Source organism: Mesorhizobium sp. M8A.F.Ca.ET.161.01.1.1, from assembly GCF_004792105.1.
GTDB lineage: Bacteria > Pseudomonadota > Alphaproteobacteria > Rhizobiales > Rhizobiaceae > Mesorhizobium.
This window is the reverse complement of the sequence record NZ_SRTD01000010.1, coordinates 89361-107816: the sequence shown is the minus strand read 5'-3', so window position 1 is coordinate 107816 and position 18456 is coordinate 89361. Positions and strand designations below refer to the sequence as shown.

Sequence of the window (18456 nt, the reverse complement as noted above, 5' to 3'; positions counted from 1 at the left end):
AGCGGATGGCAGAGACACTGACACATATCGGCCAGACGGAACCACGGCCCACGGGCTGGCAAGGCATTGCCGCCGACTGGTCCTCAGATCAGCGTGCGTTCAAGAACGTGTCCTGGGGCAAGGCCATGATGTGGATCTTCCTGCTCAGCGACACCTTCATCTTCGGCTGCTTCCTGCTCTCCTACATGACCGCGCGCATTTCGACGCGTGTGCCGTGGCCCAATCCGAGTGAGGTTTTTGCGCTTCGCATCGGTGGCTCCGATATCCCGCTGATCCTTATTGCCATCATGACCTTCGTGCTGATCTCAAGCAGCGGAACGATGGCCATGGCGGTCAATTTCGGCTATCGCCGCGACCGCCGCAAGACGGCGATCCTCATGCTTGTAACCGCGGCACTCGGCGCGACCTTCGTCGGCATGCAAGCCTTCGAATGGACCAAGCTTATCACCGAAGGGGTGCGGCCCTGGGGCAATCCCTGGGGCGCCGCGCAATTCGGCTCATGCTTCTTCATGATCACCGGTTTCCACGGCACCCATGTGACGATCGGGGTGATCTTCCTGATCATCGTGGCCCGCAAGGTCTGGCGTGGAGACTACGACACCGGCCGGCGCGGATTCTTCACCAGCCGCACGGGCCGCTACGAGAATGTCGAGATCATGGGGCTGTACTGGCACTTCGTCGATCTGGTCTGGGTGTTCATCTTCGCATTCTTCTATCTTTGGTGAGAGGCAGATATGGCTGAAGCAACCGCAAACGGCCTGGGGCAACACGCACTTCACACTGGCCATGCACATGAAGCGCCGGCGGCCATCGTACATGCCGACTTGCATCAGGAACATCCGATCAAGCTCTATCTGGTGGTCTGGGCATGGCTGTTCATCCTCAGCACCTGCTCCTACCTGGTCGATTATTTCGGCCTTCACGGCTATCTCAGATGGTCGCTGATCCTGATCTTCATGATCCTCAAGGCAGGGCTGATCGTCGCTGTCTTCATGCACATGGCCTGGGAACGGCTGGCGCTGGCCTATGCGATCATTCTGCCGCCGATACTGGTGCTGGTGTTCGTGACCATGATGGTCTTTGAGGCCGACTACACGCTTTTCACCCGGCTGTCGTTTTTCGGAGCCGGCCCCTGACGCGCACACCGGATTTGCCCTTGGCATTTCCGGGCAGAACCCACGGATCTCGCATGCGTGCAGCCCTCTTGCCGGCGCCTTGAAACTATCGGCCGCTGGTCCAGTTTTCCTAAAAATGGACCCGGGTTTGCCGTGCTGATCTTCGGTTCGGAAAAGAACATGCTCAAACAAGGGAGGCCAGGATGACGATCGCAAACAAATTGAAGGACTTCATCGACGGCAAGGGAATTTCCTACGACACCGTCGCTCACCATCGCACGTCGACAAGCCGGCAGGCGGCACTAGCCGCGCATGTGCCCGGCAGCATCATGGCGAAATCCGTGGTCGTTCACCACGAGCTTGGCTATACGCTGGCCGTGGTTCCGAGCACCCACAGGATCGAACTTGGCAGGTTGCAAGACGTCATGGACAAGCGTCTTGGCCTTGCTTCCGAAGACGAGGTGATTTTGCTCTTCGATGATTGCGACACTGGCGCCATCCCGCCGATCGGCGCCGCCTACGATGTGCCAGTGATCGTCGATGAAAGCCTTGGCGACGCCGCCGACGTCTACTTCGAAGGCGGCGACCATCGAACGCTGGTGCATGTCAGCGGCAAGGATTTCCGCAATCTGACCATGGGCGCATACCAGGGCCGCTTCAGTCACCCGGCCTCCTGACGGCTTCGATCAGCCCTGCACCGGCACTTCGCCGATGCAGGGAGGCGCAACGTCCTCAACTCGCCGACCCGGCTGGCGGCTCCACGACCTTGCGGTAGACATGCCAGGTGGCGTGACCGAGGATCGGCAACACGACGGCCAGCCCGACGAACACCGGCAGCGACCCGATGATCAGGGCGACGGCGACAATCAGTCCCCAGACAGCCATGGTGATCGGGTTCGCCAGCACCGCACGCACCGAGGTGTGAATGGCTTCGTAGGCGCCGACGTCGCGATCGAGCAGCAATGGGAAGGCGACAACCGTTGTGCACAAAACCACCACTGCGAAGACGAAGCCTATGGCATGCCCCAGGACAATCAGCGACCAACCGCGTCCGGTGGCGAATATCTCATTGATGAAGCTGGATATCGATTCCGGCGGAGCCGGACCGAAGAGATATTCGTAGAAGAGTTTCGCCGTCAAAAGCCAGGTGATGAAGATTGCCAGAAGCATGATCCCGACCGCCGCGATGGCGGGGAGCGCCGGAGAATTTCTGACTTCGAATGCGTGCCGCCAGGAAGTGTCGAGCCCGGCTTCCCGTCTGCGGCTAATTTCATAGAGGCCTATCGCCGCGAACGGGCCAACCAGCGCGAAACCCGAGACCAGTGGAAACAACAACGGCAAAGCATTGGCGCCGGAAGTCCAGGCGGCGAGCACGACTCCCACCAGCGGATAGATCAGGCAGAGAAAAACGATGTGCGATGGTTTGACCATGAAATCGTCGACGCCCCGCTTGAGCGCGTCGAAAAGGTCGGAAACACCGATTTTTCGAATTCCGATATGTTCCAGCGTCTCGCTGGAACCTGCAATCACGTGAAAGCTTGCCATGACCGTTCCTCCAGACCTGGTCCGGTAAAGTCGCGGTTTCGTGGTGCTGCCGTTCTGTGTGACTGGCCACGCAAAACCGCGACCTGCACCGCAAACAACATACTCTCTTGCCGGAGACTTGTCGCGCTTTGTCAGAGGGAGACCCGCCGGTCTGGCTAGCTCCGGCGGGGTTTTTTCGATATTCTGGTACAGCGCCGCGTGCCCTTTTTAGACACGCGAAGGGCGCCGTACCACGTTGATTGACGCATGGTTCCTGCTGAAGATCGATTTTCGATTTTCAGGACCATGCGCCGGGTCAAGGGTGAAGGTCATGGACGGAAGGACGCTTCTCATACTCGGCCTTGGCATAGTCGCTTTGCTGATCCTGGGATTTTGGGCAATACCATCTTGATCTCGGAGCCGATCCTGGTCTGCTCGCAGGGTCTTCAACGCAACAATTGCGGACTGGCGGTGTCGAGCCGGCGGGTGTGGCAACAACGGCGTCAACCTCCGGCTGACATGAACGCCCGTGTTGCGACGGTGTCGGCAAGCAGTGTGGCAAAGATCGCGAAAAGATAGAAAATCGAGAAGGCAAACAACGCTTTCGCAGGCTTCGTCTCCTTGTCTGCAACGACCAGAACCTTCCAGGCGTGCCAGATAAAACCCGCGCCCAATGCAGCCGACGCAATCCCATAAAACGCGCTCGCGAATCCGAGCATCCAGGGCAGCACGCCGATCGGCGCCAACAACAGTGAATAGGCGAATATCTGTTTTCTGGTCGAGGCCTGGCCGGCCACGTTCGGCATCATCGGAATGCCGGCAGCCGCGTAGTCGCCGACCTTGAACAGCGCCAGTGCCCAGAAATGCGGCGGCGTCCACAGGAAGATGATCAGAAACAGGATCAAGCTCTCAATGCCGATGGCGCCAGTCGCGGCCGCCCAGCCAATGACCGGAGGAAGGGCACCCGCCGCACCGCCGATGACGATGTTCTGCGGCGTCGAGCGCTTCAGCCACATCGTATAGATGACGATGTAGAAGAAGATGGTGAAGGCCAGCAGCAGCGCGGCAAGCCACCCCACCAGCACGCCGAGCGTCATGACCGAAAGCGCCGAAAGCACCAGGCCGAAGCCGAGAGCTTCGCCTGGCGTGACGCGGCCCGACGGAACGGGCCGCTTTGATGTGCGAGACATCAGCGCGTCGATGTCGGCGTCGTACCACATGTTGAGGGCCCCGGCCGCCCCTGCCCCGACTGCAATCGCACCGATTGCAATCACGGCAATGACCGGATTCATCGCGCCGGGCGCCACCATCAGGCCGACGAAAGCGGTGAATACGGCCAGCGCCATCACTCGCGGCTTCAAGAGCGCGAAGAAGTCGCCCGCTGTCGCTTCCGAGAGGCGGATGCCGGTATCCTTGAGGCGGCCTTCCTGGGTCGACATTTCAGCCGGTGAAAGAACAGGGTTACGGAGAGAATTGTTTCAGATAGGCAATGACGTTGGCCACGTCCGCATCGGTCTTGAGGCCGGGAAACGTCATCTTGGTCCCCTTGACCATGGCCTTGGGGTCATGAAGGTAGGTCGTCAATGTCGGTTCGTCCCATTTGACGCCGGATTTGCCGGCGGCGATCATGGCATCGGAATATTTGAAATCCGGATGCGTACCGGCGGTGCGGCCGATGACGCCATGCAGCGATGGACCGATCTTGTTCTTGTCCTCGTCCGCGATGTGGCAAACCTTGCATTTGGTGAAGACCTTCTCACCAGCCGCAGCGTCCTGAGCTTGCGATGGATTGGCGATGAAGGTTGCAAGAGAGGCGACGGCGAAAAACGCGATCAAGCGCATGGCATTTCCTCCTGATCGTCAAATGTCCCTGAGACGATCTGCGCGCATGTCGGTACCATGCGCCTTGCACGGGAGAACAGATTATCCGCTTCTCCCCATATGGAATTGCGGCATCTATATACCACAGAATCTGGCTGGCAGGTAGAAGAGGTCGACCGTACGAAGGTTTGATGCATGTCGCCCAAAATTGATTACGGTTTCGGGAACAACGACATGCATGGAAGCAAAGGCCAAAAGCGCGTCAAACCGTTGCGACGCGACGGGCTTTAGGCGGTCTGCGGTGGCTCAGGGCACTTCCGTCTGACAAGTCGCGGCAATCTGGCTGACCGCCTCACCGAAGCCGGCCAGGTCGAAATCGGCCTGACCGCGCCCGGACAGCAGTCCGAAACGCCACGACAGCAGCAGGCGATTTGCCGGAACGAGGCGCTTTATGCCGTCGGCGCCATCGCGCATCAGCATCCTGGCGCGTGTGCCGACCGACCAGCTCTCGTCGAATTTGCTGTCCCTGTCGATCGTGACCGACATGGTGATTTTCCGGCTGGCGGAAACCGCGTCGTTCAACTGCAGCCATTCGGTCCAGGCGGGCTCGCCGTCCGCCCGGCACGCAATTGTCAGCACCGGGCTGTAGCTCAGCGCGCCGCCCCCGGTGATCAACTTGTTAGTGGCATAGAGAGAGGCGGTGACGAGGCCGTCATTGCCGGTATCGAAACGCCAATTGTCCGTGCCGGCCCCGGCAGCGCCGCAGGCCAAGGCCAGGAAAAACACGGTGGCGGCAGCGCGCCTCAGTTCCACGAACACCCGCAACGACATTGCCAACTACCTCTGGTCTTCCAACCAACCAGATAATGATCAAGGCTTCGCACCGCCACCGGTGCCCACCAGGAACGAATCCGATGTTGCAATTTCGCAACGAAAAAGGCCGCCCGGAGGCGGCCTTTCGGAATTCGTTGGAATGTCCGGTCTATTCGGCGTCCTTGGCCGCCTTTTTCTTCGGTGCGGCCTTCTTCTTCGGCTCTTCCGCGTCGTCGGCTTTCTTGTCGTCAGCCTTCTTCGCGGCGGCCTTCTTGGCCGGCTTCGCCTTGGTCGCGGTTTCGGCCTCCTCGTCGTCGGCCATCAGCTCTTCCTTGCTGACCTTGACGTCGGTGACCGAGATCTGTTCGAGCAGGTGGTCGACAACCTTCTCCTCGAACATCGGCGCCTTGAGCGCGTTGAGCGCCTCGGGGTTGCTGCGATAGAACTCGAAAGCTTCCTGCTGCTGGTTGGCCGGGAAGCGACGAACCTGCTCGAACAGGCCGCGCTGCAGTTCCTCATCCGACACGGTGACGCCGGCCTTCTCGCCGATCTCGGCCAGCACCAGGCCAAGGCGCACGCGGCGCTCGGCAAGACGCATGTACTCGGCGCGCGCCTCTTCCTCGGTCGTCTCTTCGTCGGCGAAGGTGCGGCCGGCGGCTTCCAGGTCGCGGTTGACCTGTGCCCAGATGTTGTTGAATTCCGCCTCGACGAGCTTCGACGGTGCTTCGAACGAATAGGCCGCATCAAGCTGATCGAGTAGCTGGCGCTTGACCTTCTGGCGCGTCATCGAGCCGAACTGGTTCTCGATCTGGCCGCGCACGATGTCACGTAGGCGCTCGAGCGACTCCAGGCCAAGATTCTTGGCGGTCTCGTCATTGATTTCCAGTTCGCCGGGCTTCGATACTTCCTTGACGGTGACGTCGAAGGTCGCTTCCTTGCCGGCCAGATGCGCCGCCTGGTAGTTTTCCGGGAAGGTTACGGTAACCTGCTTCTCGTCGCCGGCCTTGGTGCCGATCAGCTGTTCCTCGAAGCCCGGAATGAACTCCTTGGAGCCCAGCACCAGCGGCTGGTCGTTGCCGGCGCCGCCGGCGAAAGCCTCGCCGTCGATCTTGCCGACATAGTCGATGCTGACCCGGTCGCCCTCGGCGGCCTTGCCGGCCTTCGGCTCGTAGCTACGTGCCGATTCGGCGACGCGCTTGACCTGGTCGTCGATTTCCGAATCGGGAACGTCGAACACCTGCCGCGTCACCTTGATGTCGGAGAAATCCTTGATCTCTATCGCCGGAATGACCTCATAGTTGAGGCGGAATTCGAAGTCGGCGCCGCCGGCCAGGATCTTCTCGGCTTCCTTCTCGTCCTCGGTCATGATCACCTCGGGCTGCATGGCGGCTTTTTCGCCGCGCCCGGTGATGATGGAACGGGTCGAGTCGTTGAGGATCTCGTTGACCACTTCGGCCATGAACGACTTGCCATAGACCTTGCGCAGGTGCTGCACCGGCACCTTGCCCGGACGGAAGCCGTTGATGCGGACCTTGTCGCGGGCATCCGACAGCCGGGCCATCAGCTTGGCTTCCATATCACCGGCCGGCACGGTGATCTTGATCTCGCGCTTGAGACCGGAATTGAGTGTTTCGGTGACCTGCATCGTAAAACCTTTGTTTTCACCAATGAGACTGCCAAACGGCTCCCTGCCGTTCACAGCCTGCCGGTAATTCTTGCCGGGAATGGCTTTTGGTACGGGACCTGGCGATTTGACCGGAAATGCGGCTCAAACTCTCCCAAACTGCGTTCCAAAATGTGAATAAGTTCTTGTTTTTCCTACTTCTTATCACATTCTGCAGAAGCGGATCGTCGCGTCCCGTCACATTTGACACGCCTTTTGTCACAGGCGAGCCTAATTTTCAACAGTCTTCGCGTTTAGGCGAATAACCACATTTCGGTCCTGACCCGACATGTTGTCTCCGACATTGACAGAATGATGGCTACATGGGATTGCCGGGCCACGCGGGTATGGCGGAACTGGTAGACGCACCAGATTTAGGTTCTGGCGAGAGATCGTGGGGGTTCGAGTCCCTCTACCCGCACCACCCTTCGCTCTTCGAACTTTGGGTGGCAGGCCACACGAAGCTCGTTAGACGAAGGAGTGTCCTCCGAAGCCTTGGCGAACGAGGACCGGCGTTATCGTGCCTCCCACGACCTAGTAAAGCGGCTCCTCGAACAGCGTCTTGTCGCCATCCACCAGCGCCTTGATCTGCGCCGTGCCATCGGCGGCGAGCGCCAGCTTGATCCCGAATGGCCGCACCCGCATGTCGGTCTGGATCGCCAGTCCCTCGCCTTCGGGCAGATAGAAGCGTTCGATGCCGTAATCCGGCGCGATTGTCATGCCTTCGCCACGCAGGTCCCAACCGGCGGCGACATGGCCCGAAATGTCGGCCTCCTCCGCGGCGGCCGGCGTCGGCGCCTTGCCGAACCAGGCGATGGTCGGTGTCCAGTAGCCATCGGCGCCCTTTTTCAGCCGGACCACGATCGAGGTATCGTCGCTGGAGAATTTGTCGGCCGGAATGTTGGCGATCATCTTCACCGGTATGCGCGAGATGTCGTAGCCGAGGATGATATAGTCGCCGCGCAGCAGATCGCGTGGGTCGACGGGCTCGATCTTCAGCAGCACTTCCTTGCCATTGCGCAGGATCGCCGCCCGTCCAGCGATGATCCAGCTCAGGAATCCGATCTGGACGAGCGCCAGCACCAGCGCCGAGATGACAAGCCTCTTTCCGGTCATCATGCCGTGGCTCCCCCGCTGACTGGACCCTTCATGCGTTTTTCGACGCGGATGATGACGATCGCAAGCACGCCGAGCAGTACCGCGGCAGCAAGGAAGAAGCCGGCCGTATCGAGCATCGACTGCAAGGTCACGACGTAGATGATGGCGAGTTCGAAGGCGAAACCGAGATAGGCAAGCCAGCGCAGGCCCCGGCTCTCGCGCCCTGCGAGCACGATAGCCGCGACGATGCCGGCCAGCGCGACGACCGAAGCGATGGCGAAGCCGCTGTTGTAGGTACTTTCGTCGGCCAGTTCGAACTGGATGATGGCCAGGCCGGTGAGGAAGCCGAGCAATGCGTGCAGCGGCAAGCGGCCGCCGAGCTGCACGATCCTGTCGACAGGTTCCGGCGCAAAGACCGAACCCGCGAAAAGCAGCGCCGAAACGATGACCTGCGGGATCGCTACCGGCAGCGTCGCATGATCCATCGCCAGCAATATGAGATAGAAGAGCAGCGACAGGATGATCAGGTGCCGCGCCGGCTGGCTGCGGGTCCAGAACGAGATGGCAAACAGCACGATCGCCATGACGACGAAGGCATGCGGAAAGCCGCTGCGGCTGTAATAATCGAACCCTTTCAGGAACAGCCAGGCGTCGGCGATGCCAACTGCTGCCACGGTCAGCGGGTTTGAGCGCAGCGCCACCGCCGCCAACGCCGTGCCGGCGCCCCAGGTGACCAGAGCCGAAGCCTCGTCGCCAGACAAATGGTACATCTGGCCGATCAGCGCGATCGAGCCGCCGAACGCGGCCGCCGCCACGATCCACAGCGCTTCGCCGATTGCCGCGTGGTCGCGCGTCTTCAGCACCGCGCCGCCGACATAGCCGCCGAGGATAATGGCAAAGAGCGCCGCCACTCGCGCCAGGCGCGGAATCGCATCCCAGTTGGCGGCGACGAAGATCAGGATGGCGGCTCCAAAGAGAAGGGCCGCCATCATTGCGAGGATCGAGCCGAAGCTGAGCGACTGGCGTGCGTTGGCCTCGACGTCGCGCCTCAGCACGTCGGCCGTCGAGGCGTCGATCAGTCCTGCCTGCCGCCACCGCTCGATGTCGGCCCTGATCCGTGTCGAGTACCCCGCCATGTCCTCTCTCCCCACCCGGTCGTCATTTTAACCGACGCACCCAAACCGTTGACGTCACGGCACTTTCTGATTCTGGCTTCTTTGTGTCAGGTCCGTGAAGGCGCGTTAATGTTGCATTGCACAATTTGCATTGCTGCCATGCAGCCATAGCGCTTTTAAATCGATATGGGTCCCCCTACTTATGGTTCGTACACAAACGGAATGATCCGCAAGAAAGACGAAACGAGAACTACCATGAACTTGATCCGCAACTACCGCAACTGGCGCCGCTACCGGGACACCGTTTCCGAGCTGAGCCGCCTGAGCAACCGTGAACTGACCGACCTCGGCATCAGCCGCAGCGACATTCCTTACGTCGCTCGCAAGGCGGTCTAATTCTTCGGACCGCGAATGGTCCGAACCAGTTTTGAAAAAGAGAACGACAATGAACCTGATCCGCAACTATCGTAACTGGCGCGTTTATCGCGAGACGGTTACCGAGCTGGGTCGCCTTTCGAACCGCCAGCTGCATGATCTCGGTATCGTCCGCGACGAAATCAAGATCGTCGCCCGCAGGGCGATCTAACAGAATTTCGCTGAGGTCGACCTCCTCCCCGACCTCAAGCGAATACGGTCAGCCCTTACCTCCTCCCAAGGGTTGACCACCAAAACGGCGCCCGCCGCACCTCCTCCCGCGGCGGGCGTTGTTTCCCCGGGGCAAAACGAATTTGCCCCAGAGGCTTCGCCCCTCTTTAAAGTTGCGAAAAGAATTTCGTCAAAGCCGACCTCCTCCCCGGCGATGACGAATAGGCCCAACCTTCACCTCCTCCCGAGGGTTGGCCACCCAAACGGCGCCCGCCGCACCTCCTCCCGCGGCGGGCGTTGTTTCCCCGGGGCAAACGAATTTTGCCCCAGAGGTTTCGCCCTCTTTAAAAAATGCGAAAGGAATTTCGTCTGAGCCGACCTCCTCCCCGGCGATGACGAATACGGTCGATCTTCACCTCCTCCCGAGGGTCGACCCCCAAAACGACACCCGCCGGACCTCCTCCCTCGGCGGGTGTTGTTGTTTTCAGAAGAGGCTTTCCCGACCAGCGTTTGCGTTACCGCCGCGCGACAATTGCAATCGCGGCTGCAAGCGATTATTCCGGCGGCCATGAGCAAAAATCCAATCCATATCATCGGCGGCGGCCTCGCCGGTTCCGAAGCGGCATGGCAGGTGGCGCAAGCCGGCGTGCCCGTCATGCTGCATGAAATGCGCCCGGTTCGCGGCACCGACGCCCACAAGACAGGCGGCCTGGCCGAACTGGTCTGTTCCAATTCCTTCCGCTCCGACGATGCCGAAAACAACGCCGTTGGCCTTCTGCACGCCGAAATGCGGCTGGCGGGCTCCTTGATCATGAGTGCCGGCGACGCCAACCAGGTGCCGGCCGGGGGCGCGCTGGCCGTCGACCGCGACGGTTTCTCCGAGGCGGTGACCAAAAAGCTCGAGGCGCATCCGCTGATCACGATACAGCGTGAGGAAGTGCCAGGGCTGCCGCCGGCGGAGTGGGACCAGGCGATCATCGCCACCGGGCCGCTGACCGCACCGTCGCTTGCCCAATCAATCGCCGAGGCGACCGGCGCCGATGCGCTGGCCTTCTTCGACGCCATCGCGCCGATCATCCATTTCGACACGATCGATATGGATACCTGCTGGTTCCAGTCGCGCTACGACAAGGTCGGGCCTGGCGGCACCGGCAAGGACTACATCAACTGTCCGATGGACAAGGACCAATATCTCGCCTTCGTACAGGCGCTGATCGACGGCCAGAAGACCGAATTCAAGCAGTGGGAAGGCACGCCCTATTTCGACGGCTGCCTGCCGATCGAGATCATGGCCGAGCGCGGCGTCGAAACGCTGCGCTACGGACCGATGAAGCCGATGGGCTTGACCAACGCGCACAATCCGACCGTGAAGGCCTATGCCGTGGTGCAGTTACGCCAGGACAATGCGCTGGGCACGCTCTACAATATGGTCGGCTTCCAGACCAAGCTGAAGCACGCCGAGCAGGTGCGTATTTTCCGCACTATTCCGGGCCTGGAAAACGCCGACTTCGCCCGCCTCGGCGGCCTGCACCGCAACACCTACATCAATTCTCCGACCTTGCTCGACGCCTCGCTGCAGCTAAAGTCGCGGCCCGGCCTGCGTTTTGCCGGCCAGATCACCGGCTGCGAAGGCTATGTCGAAAGTGCAGCCATCGGCCTGCTCGCCGGGCGCTTTGCCGCAGCCGAGCGTCTTGGCCACGCACCGTCCCTGCCGCCGCTCACCACCGCCTTCGGCGCGCTGCTCAACCACATCACCGGCGGCCACATCGTTTCCGACGACGAGCCCGGGAAAAGATCCTTCCAGCCGATGAACGTCAATTTCGGCCTGTTCCCGCCCGTCGAAGCGCCGAAGACCGAAGGCAAGCGCATGCGCGGCAAGGACAAAACCGTGGCCAAACGGCATGCGATCACGTCGCGAGCGCGGAGTGACTGTCGACAGTGGCTGGGTTTGCCGGCGGAGACGGCTCAGGCGGCGGAGTAGCGGACAGCCCGATCAGTCCTCAGGCGATATTATTCCGCGGCCTCGACACCTGCCGACGGCAGTCCGGGCTTGCCCGCCTCCCCCGGATTTCTCCGCAGATACGCTGCCTTCAGCGTCTCCGACGTGTCGCGCGAACCGTCATGGCTCCATCCCGGCGGCTTGATCAGGTAGTTCAGGCGCTCGCGCGGCGTCAGATCGGGTGCGAAGGCGTCCCTGAACATGCCGATCCATTCGTGGAACGCCACCTTCAGCGGGTTGAAGGTGCCCAGGTTCTTGACGATCCCATAGCGCGGCCGATCTTCTTCCAGCTCCTCGACGAAGGTGCCGAACATGCGGTCCCGACAGCGCCATGCCGAGCACGACGATCGCAACCAGTACGGACAAGCTCATGGATTTCCTCCCGGCCGGCCCGTCGTCTTCGGCGACAGTTCTCGGCAGGCGGACTCCTTAACACGATTGACGTTTACGTCAAAGTGCTGGCCAACCCTTGCCTGCACGACGCAGCAGCAACCAATGCCGGCGCAACGCCGACAGCCGTGCCACGCCGCCGAGCGGTGAGTGGCGCGAGCCTTCCATCTTGGCGAGATAGGCGCGTGACAGCGCCAGCGGCAGGAATGCCGAACGCAACGACCCCGGCAGCGCCGCAGCGCCTTGCTCGAAGGCCGACAGGTGTTCGCGCGCCAGCGCGATCATCGCCGCCACCGCGCGCCGGGCACCAGGCCCGCCGTCGCCGGCAACAAATTCTTCCGGCGACGAGCCCGCCGCCGCCAGGATGTCGGCCGGGATAAAACACTGTCCACGCCTGCGGTGCAGCGGCAACAGAAGCAAAAGCCCCGTAATCGCCTGCGCACAACCCGCCCTACCCGCCAGTTCGGCAAACCCTGGCGCGTCGGCGGGATCGAGTACCATCGCCGCGAGTTGGATGAGGGCGGCCGCCGTCTCGCCGCAATAGCCCTCCAGATCGGTGCGCGATGGCATCGGGTCGTCGTAGAGATCGAAGATGCGCGCCTCGAGCATGTTCTCGAAGGCCAGTTTTGGCAGCTTGAATGCTGTAATGGTGAGGTTCAAGGCGTCGGCAACGGGATGGCCCGCGCCCGCCTCACCGCCGGCGGCAATGACATCGCGCCACCATTGCAGCCGCACCTCGCCGGGTAACGGCTCATGGATGCGGTCACGGATGCCGGCGATCTCGGCATTGAAGGCGTAGAGCGAAAACAGTGCGTCGCGCTTGTCGGCAGGCGCGTAGAGCGCGGTGAGATACCTGTCATGGTCGGCGGCGCGCACCGCGTCCATGACGATTTTGGCGTTCTGCAACATATCAATCGACGGCGATGAGCGCCGCGGCCACGGCGCGGTCTTCCGCCAGAAGGACATTGTAGGTCCGGACCGCGGCCCCGGTCGACATCGGGTCGGACGTTATGCCGGCCTCTTTCAGCGCCGCCCGCAGCGCCGCCGGCAAGGGCCGCAAATCCCTGCCCATGCCGACCAGCAGGATCTCGACCTTGTCGGCTTCCGCCAGAAGCTTGTCGAAATCCGCGACGGTCAGCGCCAGGGGATTTGCCGGCTCCCAGCCATGGATGCCCGTGGGCAAGCAGAGCAGCGAGCCGCGATGCGACATGTCGGCAAAGCGAAACCCGCCATTGCCATAGGCCTCGATCGGCGCGCGGCCGGGGAAATGCGCCTCGCGGATGACGATGCCTTTGCCGGTCACCACTCTGTCACCCTTCGGGCCGCGCGTCAGGTCGCGACGGCCTTGCCGCCGTTCACCGGCTTTTCCTCATCGGCCGAAGCCTGCGGCCGCAGCTTGAACAGGATCAGCAACGGCGCCGCGATGAAGATCGACGAATAGGTACCGAACACGACGCCGAACAGCATCGCCAAGGTAAAGGAGCGGATCACTTCGCCGCCAAACAACACCAGCGCCAGCAGCGCCAAGCTGGTCGTCACCGACGTCAGCGTCGTTCTCGACAACGTCTCGTTGATGGCGTTGTTCAGCAGCTGCGGTAGAGGCATTCGCTTGTATTTTCGCAGATCCTCACGGACGCGGTCATAGACGACGATCGTGTCGTTCAGCGAATAGCCGATGATGGTCAGGATCGCCGCCAACGACGACTGGTTGAATTCGAGCCCGGTGATGACGAAGAAGCCGAGCGTCATGACCACATCGTGCACCGTCGCGACAATGGCGCCGACCGCGAACTGCCATTCGAAGCGGAACCAGACATAGACCAGGATGCCGACCAGCGCGACGATCATGGCTATCGTGCCTTGCTTGGCAAGTTCGCCGGAAACCGTCGGGCCCACCACTTCGACACGGCGGAAATTATACTGGTCCTGCAGCTCGCCGCGCACCTTGTCGATCACGGTCTGCTCGGCATTTTCACCCGCGTCTTGTGTGCCGACGCGGATCAACACGTCGTTGGGTGCACCGAACTGCTGCACCTGGACTTCGCCGATGTTCAGTTCCGTCAATCTGCCGCGGATGTCGGCGAGATCGGCATTGCCCGACTTGGATTGTACCTCGATCAGCGAACCGCCCTTGAAATCGATGCCGTAATTGATGCCGGCGCTCATAAACAGCACCACGGACAGGATCGACAAGGTGCTCGACAGCGCGAACGTCCACCGCCGGATACCCATGAACGGAATTTTCGTGCCGGGTGGAATGAAGGTCACCGGTGCCTTCGGCAATTCCTTCGGACGGGCGCGGCGCAGCCAGATCGACACCAGCAGGCGGGTGAAGGTGAAAGCGGTGAAGACCGTGGTCAGGATGCCGATGGCATAGGTGATGGCAAAGCCCTTCACCGGTCCGGTACCGAGATAGAACAGCACCACTGTCGCAATCAGCGACGTGACGTTGGAATCGACGATGGTCGCCAGCGCCTTCGAGAAGCCGGTGTCGATCGCCTGGATCACCGAGCGGCCGGCTCGTCGCTCCTCGCGGATACGCTCGTAGATCAGCACGTTGGAATCGACCGCCATGCCGATGGTCAGCACGATACCGGCGATACCGGGCAAAGTCAGCGTCGCGCCAAGCAGCGACAGCAGCCCGACGATCATCGCCACGTGCACCGCCAGCGCGATATTGGCGAGGAAGCCAAGGAAGCCGTAGGCGACGAACATGAACGCCACGACGAGGATCGAACCGATGATGCCGGCGACCTTGCCGGCATGGATCGAATCCTGGCCCAGGCCCGGACCGACGGTGCGTTCCTCGATGACGGTCAATGTCGCGGGCAGCGCGCCGGCGCGCAGCAGCACGGCGAGGTCGTTGGCGCTCTGGGCAGTGAAATTACCGGAGATCTGGCCGGTACCGCCAAGGATCGGCTCGCGAATCTGCGGCGCCGAGATCACCTGGTTGTCGAGGATGATGGCGAACAGCTTGCCGACATTCTGCGCGGTGGCCTGGCCGAAGCGGGCAGCGCCCTTCGAATCGAAGCGGAACGAAACCACCGGCTCGTTGTTCTGCGAATTGTATGTCGCCTGTGCGTCGACGAGGTTTTCACCCGATACGATGACGCGGTTCTCGATCAGGTATGGAACCGGCGGATCGTCCTGCGAATAGAGCACCGAAGAACCGGCCGGCGGGCGTCCCCTGAGCGCATCCTGCACCGGCATCGACTGGTCGACCATCTGGAAGGTCAGCTTCGCGGTCTGGCCGAGGATTTCCTTCAGCCGCTGCGGATCCTGCAGGCCGGGCACCTGGACAAGGATGCGGTCGTCGCCCTGCCGCTGCACGATGGGCTCGGTCGTGCCGAGTTCGTTGACGCGGCGCTCGACCACTTCGATCGACTGCGCCAATGCGGTCGATGTGCGGTACTTGATACCGGCGTCGGTGACGGTGAACTTGAGCAGCCCCGGCTCGGAATCGTCGAGCGACATTTCCTGGATGGAGCCGCCTGTGAACAAGCCGGCTGCGACAGGATCGGTCAAGCTCTTCAACGCCTTCTTGGCGGCATCGAGCTGAGCGGGATCGGTGATGCGGACCTGCAGGGTCTTGCCGGTACCGGCAAGACCCGTATAGCCGATCTTGGCATCGCGCAGCAGTGTGCGGATTTCATCGCGCGTCGTCTCGAGCCGATCCTTGATCAGATCGTTCTGGTTCATCTCCAGCAGGATGTGCGAGCCGCCTTGGAGATCGAGGCCGAGCGTCATCTGCCGCTTCGGCACCCAGCTGGGGAGCTGGGCCAGCGTGCTGGCGGGGAACAGATTCGGCGCGGCGAGGACCACTGTGGCGGCCACGGCCAGCCAGATCAGGATCATCTTGAAGCGCGAGAAATAAAGCATATGGCGTCGTCCGTCAGAGCGTGTCCGCGGATCGCTCCGCCTGGAATTTGGTTATTTCTTGGCGTTCTGGTTGGCGACCGGTTCGCCCTTGACGCGCACGTCGGCAATCGTCGAGCGCAGCGCCGTCACCTTGGTGCCGCCACCAAGGTCGATCTCGAGTTCGTTGTCGTCGATCACCTTCGTCACCTTGCCGACGAAACCGCCGCCGGTGACGACCGTGTCGCCGCGGCGAACCGCCGCCAGCATCTCGCCGCGCTTCTTCAGCTGCGTGCGCTGCGGGCGGATGATCAGAAAATACATGATCACGAAAATCAGGACAAACGGCAAAATGCTGATGAACATATCGGGAGAGGCGCCGCCGATGCCTTGGGCGTATGCCGGTGTCACGAACATCGAGGTACTCCTGAATTTTGAAAACAGCCGCCAAACCGTCTTGTGGAATTTGGCGGCCCCTAGAAATTTGGCCGGAATATAGTCGGTAAAGTTGTCAATGCAACTGCGCGACCGGGCAAATCCGCCGCTTTTCCGGCCTGTTTAGCCGTGTTAGAGCAGGATCGCGAAAAGCGCGAGCCGGTTTTCGGAAAAGATCACGTTCGAACAAATGGTTGCAACCGGTTTCGAAACCGCCGGAATCGAACCGGGTCCGCCTGCCACTGCAAAAACCAAAGCAAAAAGACCTGATATGACCGATACCAGCATCGATGCCTTGAACCAGAAACTCGACCGCCTGATCGAAGCGGTCGGCCGCCTCGCTCCGCCGCCGGTCCCTGAAACCGACCTCGACGTGGCCGACTGCTTCGTCTGGCAGGCCGATCCCGGCTATCTGGAGCCGGTGCGCAAGGTCAATCGCGTCGACATCGGCCTGATCCGCGGCGTCGACCGCGTCCGCGACATCCTCGTCGACAACACCGAGCGCTTCGCCGCCGGCTTCGCCGCCAATAACGTCCTGTTGTGGGGCGCGCGCGGCATGGGCAAATCGTCGCTGGTCAAGGCCGTGCATGCCGAGATCAATGCCAAGGCCAAATCACAAAAGCCCAAGTCCGACCTGCCGCTCAAGCTGATCGAAATCCACCGCGAGGACATCGACACGCTGCCGAAGCTGATGAGCTTGCTGAAGGCGGCCCCTTTCCGCGTCATCCTGTTTTGCGACGACCTGTCCTTCGATCATGATGATACGTCCTACAAGTCGCTGAAGGCGGCGCTTGAAGGTGGCGTCGAGGGACGCCCGGCCAACGTCATCTTCTACGCCACATCGAACCGCCGTCACCTGTTGCCGCGCGACATGATCGACAATGAGCGCTCGACCGCCATCAACCCGTCCGAAGCGGTCGAGGAAAAGGTCTCGCTATCCGACCGTTTCGGCCTCTGGCTCGGCTTCCACAAATGTTCGCAGGACGAATATCTCGACATGGTCAACGGCTATGCCAGCCATCATGGCCTCGACATCGATCCCGAGCAGCTGCGCGCCGAAGCGCTGGAATGGGCAACGACGCGCGGCAGCCGCTCCGGCCGCGTCGCCTGGCAGTTCACGCAGGATCTGGCCGGCCGGCTTGGCAAACCGTTGAAGGATTGATGGGTTTGCTCGCGTCGCGGGTCCAACGTCATCCGGGCGGTTGAGCCCGTCGCAGATCGCCCGGCGTTTGGCCGATCTCGCGGCGCATCCAGTGCGCCAGGTGTGACTGGTGCGCGAAGCCGGTCAATTCCGCCACTTCACTTGTGCTGAGATCGCCTCGCAACAGCAGAACGCGTGCGCGTTCGACGCGACGTCGCAACACGTAGCGGTGCAGTGTGACGCCCGTCGCCACCTTGAACCATGTCCGCAAATGCGAACTGCTCGCCCCGGCAACCCGGCTTAGTCGATGCGTCGAAAGCGGTTCGTGGAGAGCCGCCTCGATGTACTCCAGCACGCGTTTCAGCTGGGTATCCGACAAACGGTTCGTTCGACCGATATCAGGTTCGCCGAGGCCAAGCAGCCTCACCGCCAGTGCGGCGCCAATGCTGTCGGCAAACAAAGGGTCACTCGGCGAGTTCGACTTCAATTCGCTCTCGAGCGCCCGGGCGAGATGTTCGATGCGCTGGTCACGAAGCAGGTGACGCGTGTCGAACCGCACTGCTTGTGCCTTGCCGCCAAGTTCCGCCGCCACCCTTTCCATCAGCGCCGGCTGCAACGCAATCTCTATCGTGTCGAACGGGGTTTCGGCCTCGAAGCCGCCTTCCTGGCCGGCCGGCACCAGGTCGATATCACCGGCGCGCCTGACGAAATACCGTCCGACCTGATTGCAGTAGGAACGCGTCGCCGCGCTGGCATGCACCATGATGCGATGGTGTGGCGCCCGGGACAGACGATGGACGCCAGCTTCGACATGCCGGGAGGCCATTGTTACGTCGGACGCGGCTTGGGCCGAAGCGTATTGCGAACGCATGCTCTCTCGATTCATGGCAAAACCTGTTCAA

At 61.5% G+C, this 18456-nt stretch carries 19 protein-coding genes, 1 tRNA gene and 1 pseudogene; 8 read left to right on the top strand and 13 right to left on the bottom strand.

The genetic code is table 11. The annotated features are described in order from the left end of the window. Positions 1-5: 5 nt before the first annotated feature. From EN804_RS23055 to EN804_RS23045, 3 genes are all read left to right on the top strand, one after another. Positions 6-725: a heme-copper oxidase subunit III family protein gene (locus tag EN804_RS23055; protein ID WP_127872646.1), complete on the top strand. Its 720-nt coding sequence runs from the start codon at positions 6-8 to the stop codon at positions 723-725. A 9-nt stretch (positions 726-734) separates the two neighbouring features. After that, the gene (locus tag EN804_RS23050) at positions 735-1136 is read left to right on the top strand and encodes a cytochrome C oxidase subunit IV family protein (RefSeq protein WP_127276671.1); all 402 of its coding nucleotides are present in this window, start codon (positions 735-737) and stop codon (positions 1134-1136) included. Between the two features lie 182 nt (positions 1137-1318). Continuing rightward, positions 1319-1792, top strand: coding sequence for an aminoacyl-tRNA deacylase (locus EN804_RS23045; RefSeq protein WP_127276669.1), 474 nt, complete (start codon positions 1319-1321; stop codon positions 1790-1792). A 55-nt stretch (positions 1793-1847) separates the two neighbouring features. Here EN804_RS23045 and EN804_RS23040 read toward each other — a convergent pair whose 3' ends face one another. From EN804_RS23040 to tig, 5 genes are all read right to left on the bottom strand, one after another. After that, complete coding sequence (locus EN804_RS23040; protein WP_127276667.1) at positions 1848-2660, bottom strand: DUF2189 domain-containing protein; 813 nt, start codon at positions 2658-2660, stop codon at positions 1848-1850. A 482-nt stretch (positions 2661-3142) separates the two neighbouring features. Continuing rightward, on the bottom strand, positions 3143-4078 hold the full coding sequence (locus EN804_RS23035; RefSeq protein WP_135921454.1) for a heme o synthase: 936 nt from the start codon (positions 4076-4078) through the stop codon (positions 3143-3145). Positions 4079-4100: 22 nt separating this feature from the next. Beyond that, positions 4101-4481: a cytochrome c family protein gene (locus EN804_RS23030; RefSeq protein ID WP_127276663.1), complete on the bottom strand. Its 381-nt coding sequence runs from the start codon at positions 4479-4481 to the stop codon at positions 4101-4103. 285 nt (positions 4482-4766) lie between these two features. Continuing rightward, positions 4767-5291, bottom strand: coding sequence for a hypothetical protein (locus EN804_RS23025; protein ID WP_167531454.1), 525 nt, complete (start codon positions 5289-5291; stop codon positions 4767-4769). A 151-nt stretch (positions 5292-5442) separates the two neighbouring features. Then, complete coding sequence (gene tig / locus EN804_RS23020; protein ID WP_135921453.1) at positions 5443-6918, bottom strand: trigger factor; 1476 nt, start codon at positions 6916-6918, stop codon at positions 5443-5445. A gap of 359 nt (positions 6919-7277) precedes the next feature. On the opposite strand from tig, the gene EN804_RS23015 reads away from it, so the two are divergent. Continuing rightward, positions 7278-7360: transfer RNA gene (locus EN804_RS23015), tRNA-Leu, on the top strand. Between the two features lie 110 nt (positions 7361-7470). On the opposite strand, the gene EN804_RS23010 is transcribed toward EN804_RS23015, so the two are convergent. Then, on the bottom strand, positions 7471-8055 hold the full coding sequence (locus tag EN804_RS23010; protein WP_127872648.1) for a GDYXXLXY domain-containing protein: 585 nt from the start codon (positions 8053-8055) through the stop codon (positions 7471-7473). Beyond that, positions 8052-9170 carry a DUF2157 domain-containing protein gene (locus tag EN804_RS23005; protein ID WP_135866848.1) on the bottom strand — a complete coding sequence of 373 codons (1119 nt, stop codon included), beginning with the start codon at positions 9168-9170 and terminating at the stop codon, positions 8052-8054. Before EN804_RS23005 ends, EN804_RS23010 begins: the two co-directional genes overlap by 4 nt. 234 nt (positions 9171-9404) lie before the next feature. Between EN804_RS23005 and EN804_RS23000 the strand changes: the two genes are divergently transcribed. From EN804_RS23000 to trmFO, 3 genes are all read left to right on the top strand, one after another. Further along, positions 9405-9545, top strand: a complete 141-nt coding sequence (locus EN804_RS23000; RefSeq protein WP_013531315.1) for a DUF1127 domain-containing protein — start codon at positions 9405-9407, stop codon at positions 9543-9545. Between the two features lie 49 nt (positions 9546-9594). Further along, positions 9595-9735 (top strand): DUF1127 domain-containing protein, encoded by a 141-nt coding sequence (locus tag EN804_RS22995; RefSeq protein ID WP_013895120.1) that lies wholly within the window; start codon positions 9595-9597, stop codon positions 9733-9735. A gap of 567 nt (positions 9736-10302) precedes the next feature. After that, a complete protein-coding gene (gene trmFO / locus EN804_RS22990; protein ID WP_135866845.1) occupies positions 10303-11715 on the top strand; it encodes a methylenetetrahydrofolate--tRNA-(uracil(54)-C(5))-methyltransferase (FADH(2)-oxidizing) TrmFO in 1413 nt (470 codons plus the stop codon). Between the two features lie 29 nt (positions 11716-11744). Here trmFO and EN804_RS22985 read toward each other — a convergent pair. The 5 genes and pseudogenes from EN804_RS22985 to yajC form a co-directional block, all read right to left on the bottom strand. Beyond that, a pseudogene (locus EN804_RS22985) lies at positions 11745-12053 on the bottom strand (sterol desaturase family protein); the annotation flags it as partial. Positions 12054-12183: 130 nt separating this feature from the next. Then, positions 12184-13032 (bottom strand): phytoene/squalene synthase family protein, encoded by an 849-nt coding sequence (locus EN804_RS22980; protein WP_189343749.1) that lies wholly within the window; start codon positions 13030-13032, stop codon positions 12184-12186. Between the two features lies 1 nt (position 13033). Beyond that, complete coding sequence (locus EN804_RS22975; protein ID WP_127872650.1) at positions 13034-13426, bottom strand: Mth938-like domain-containing protein; 393 nt, start codon at positions 13424-13426, stop codon at positions 13034-13036. Positions 13427-13452: 26 nt separating this feature from the next. Next, complete coding sequence (secDF, locus tag EN804_RS22970) at positions 13453-16002, bottom strand: protein translocase subunit SecDF (protein ID WP_127872651.1); 2550 nt, start codon at positions 16000-16002, stop codon at positions 13453-13455. A 51-nt stretch (positions 16003-16053) separates the two neighbouring features. Further along, positions 16054-16395: a preprotein translocase subunit YajC gene (gene yajC / locus EN804_RS22965; protein ID WP_010909882.1), complete on the bottom strand. Its 342-nt coding sequence runs from the start codon at positions 16393-16395 to the stop codon at positions 16054-16056. A gap of 289 nt (positions 16396-16684) precedes the next feature. On the opposite strand from yajC, the gene EN804_RS22960 reads away from it, so the two are divergent. Continuing rightward, positions 16685-17575, top strand: a complete 891-nt coding sequence (locus EN804_RS22960) for an ATP-binding protein (RefSeq protein ID WP_127872652.1) — start codon at positions 16685-16687, stop codon at positions 17573-17575. Positions 17576-17603: 28 nt separating this feature from the next. On the opposite strand, the gene EN804_RS22955 is transcribed toward EN804_RS22960, so the two are convergent. Next, the gene (locus EN804_RS22955) at positions 17604-18425 is read right to left on the bottom strand and encodes an AraC family transcriptional regulator (protein WP_127280318.1); all 822 of its coding nucleotides are present in this window, start codon (positions 18423-18425) and stop codon (positions 17604-17606) included. Positions 18426-18456 lie beyond the last annotated feature (31 nt).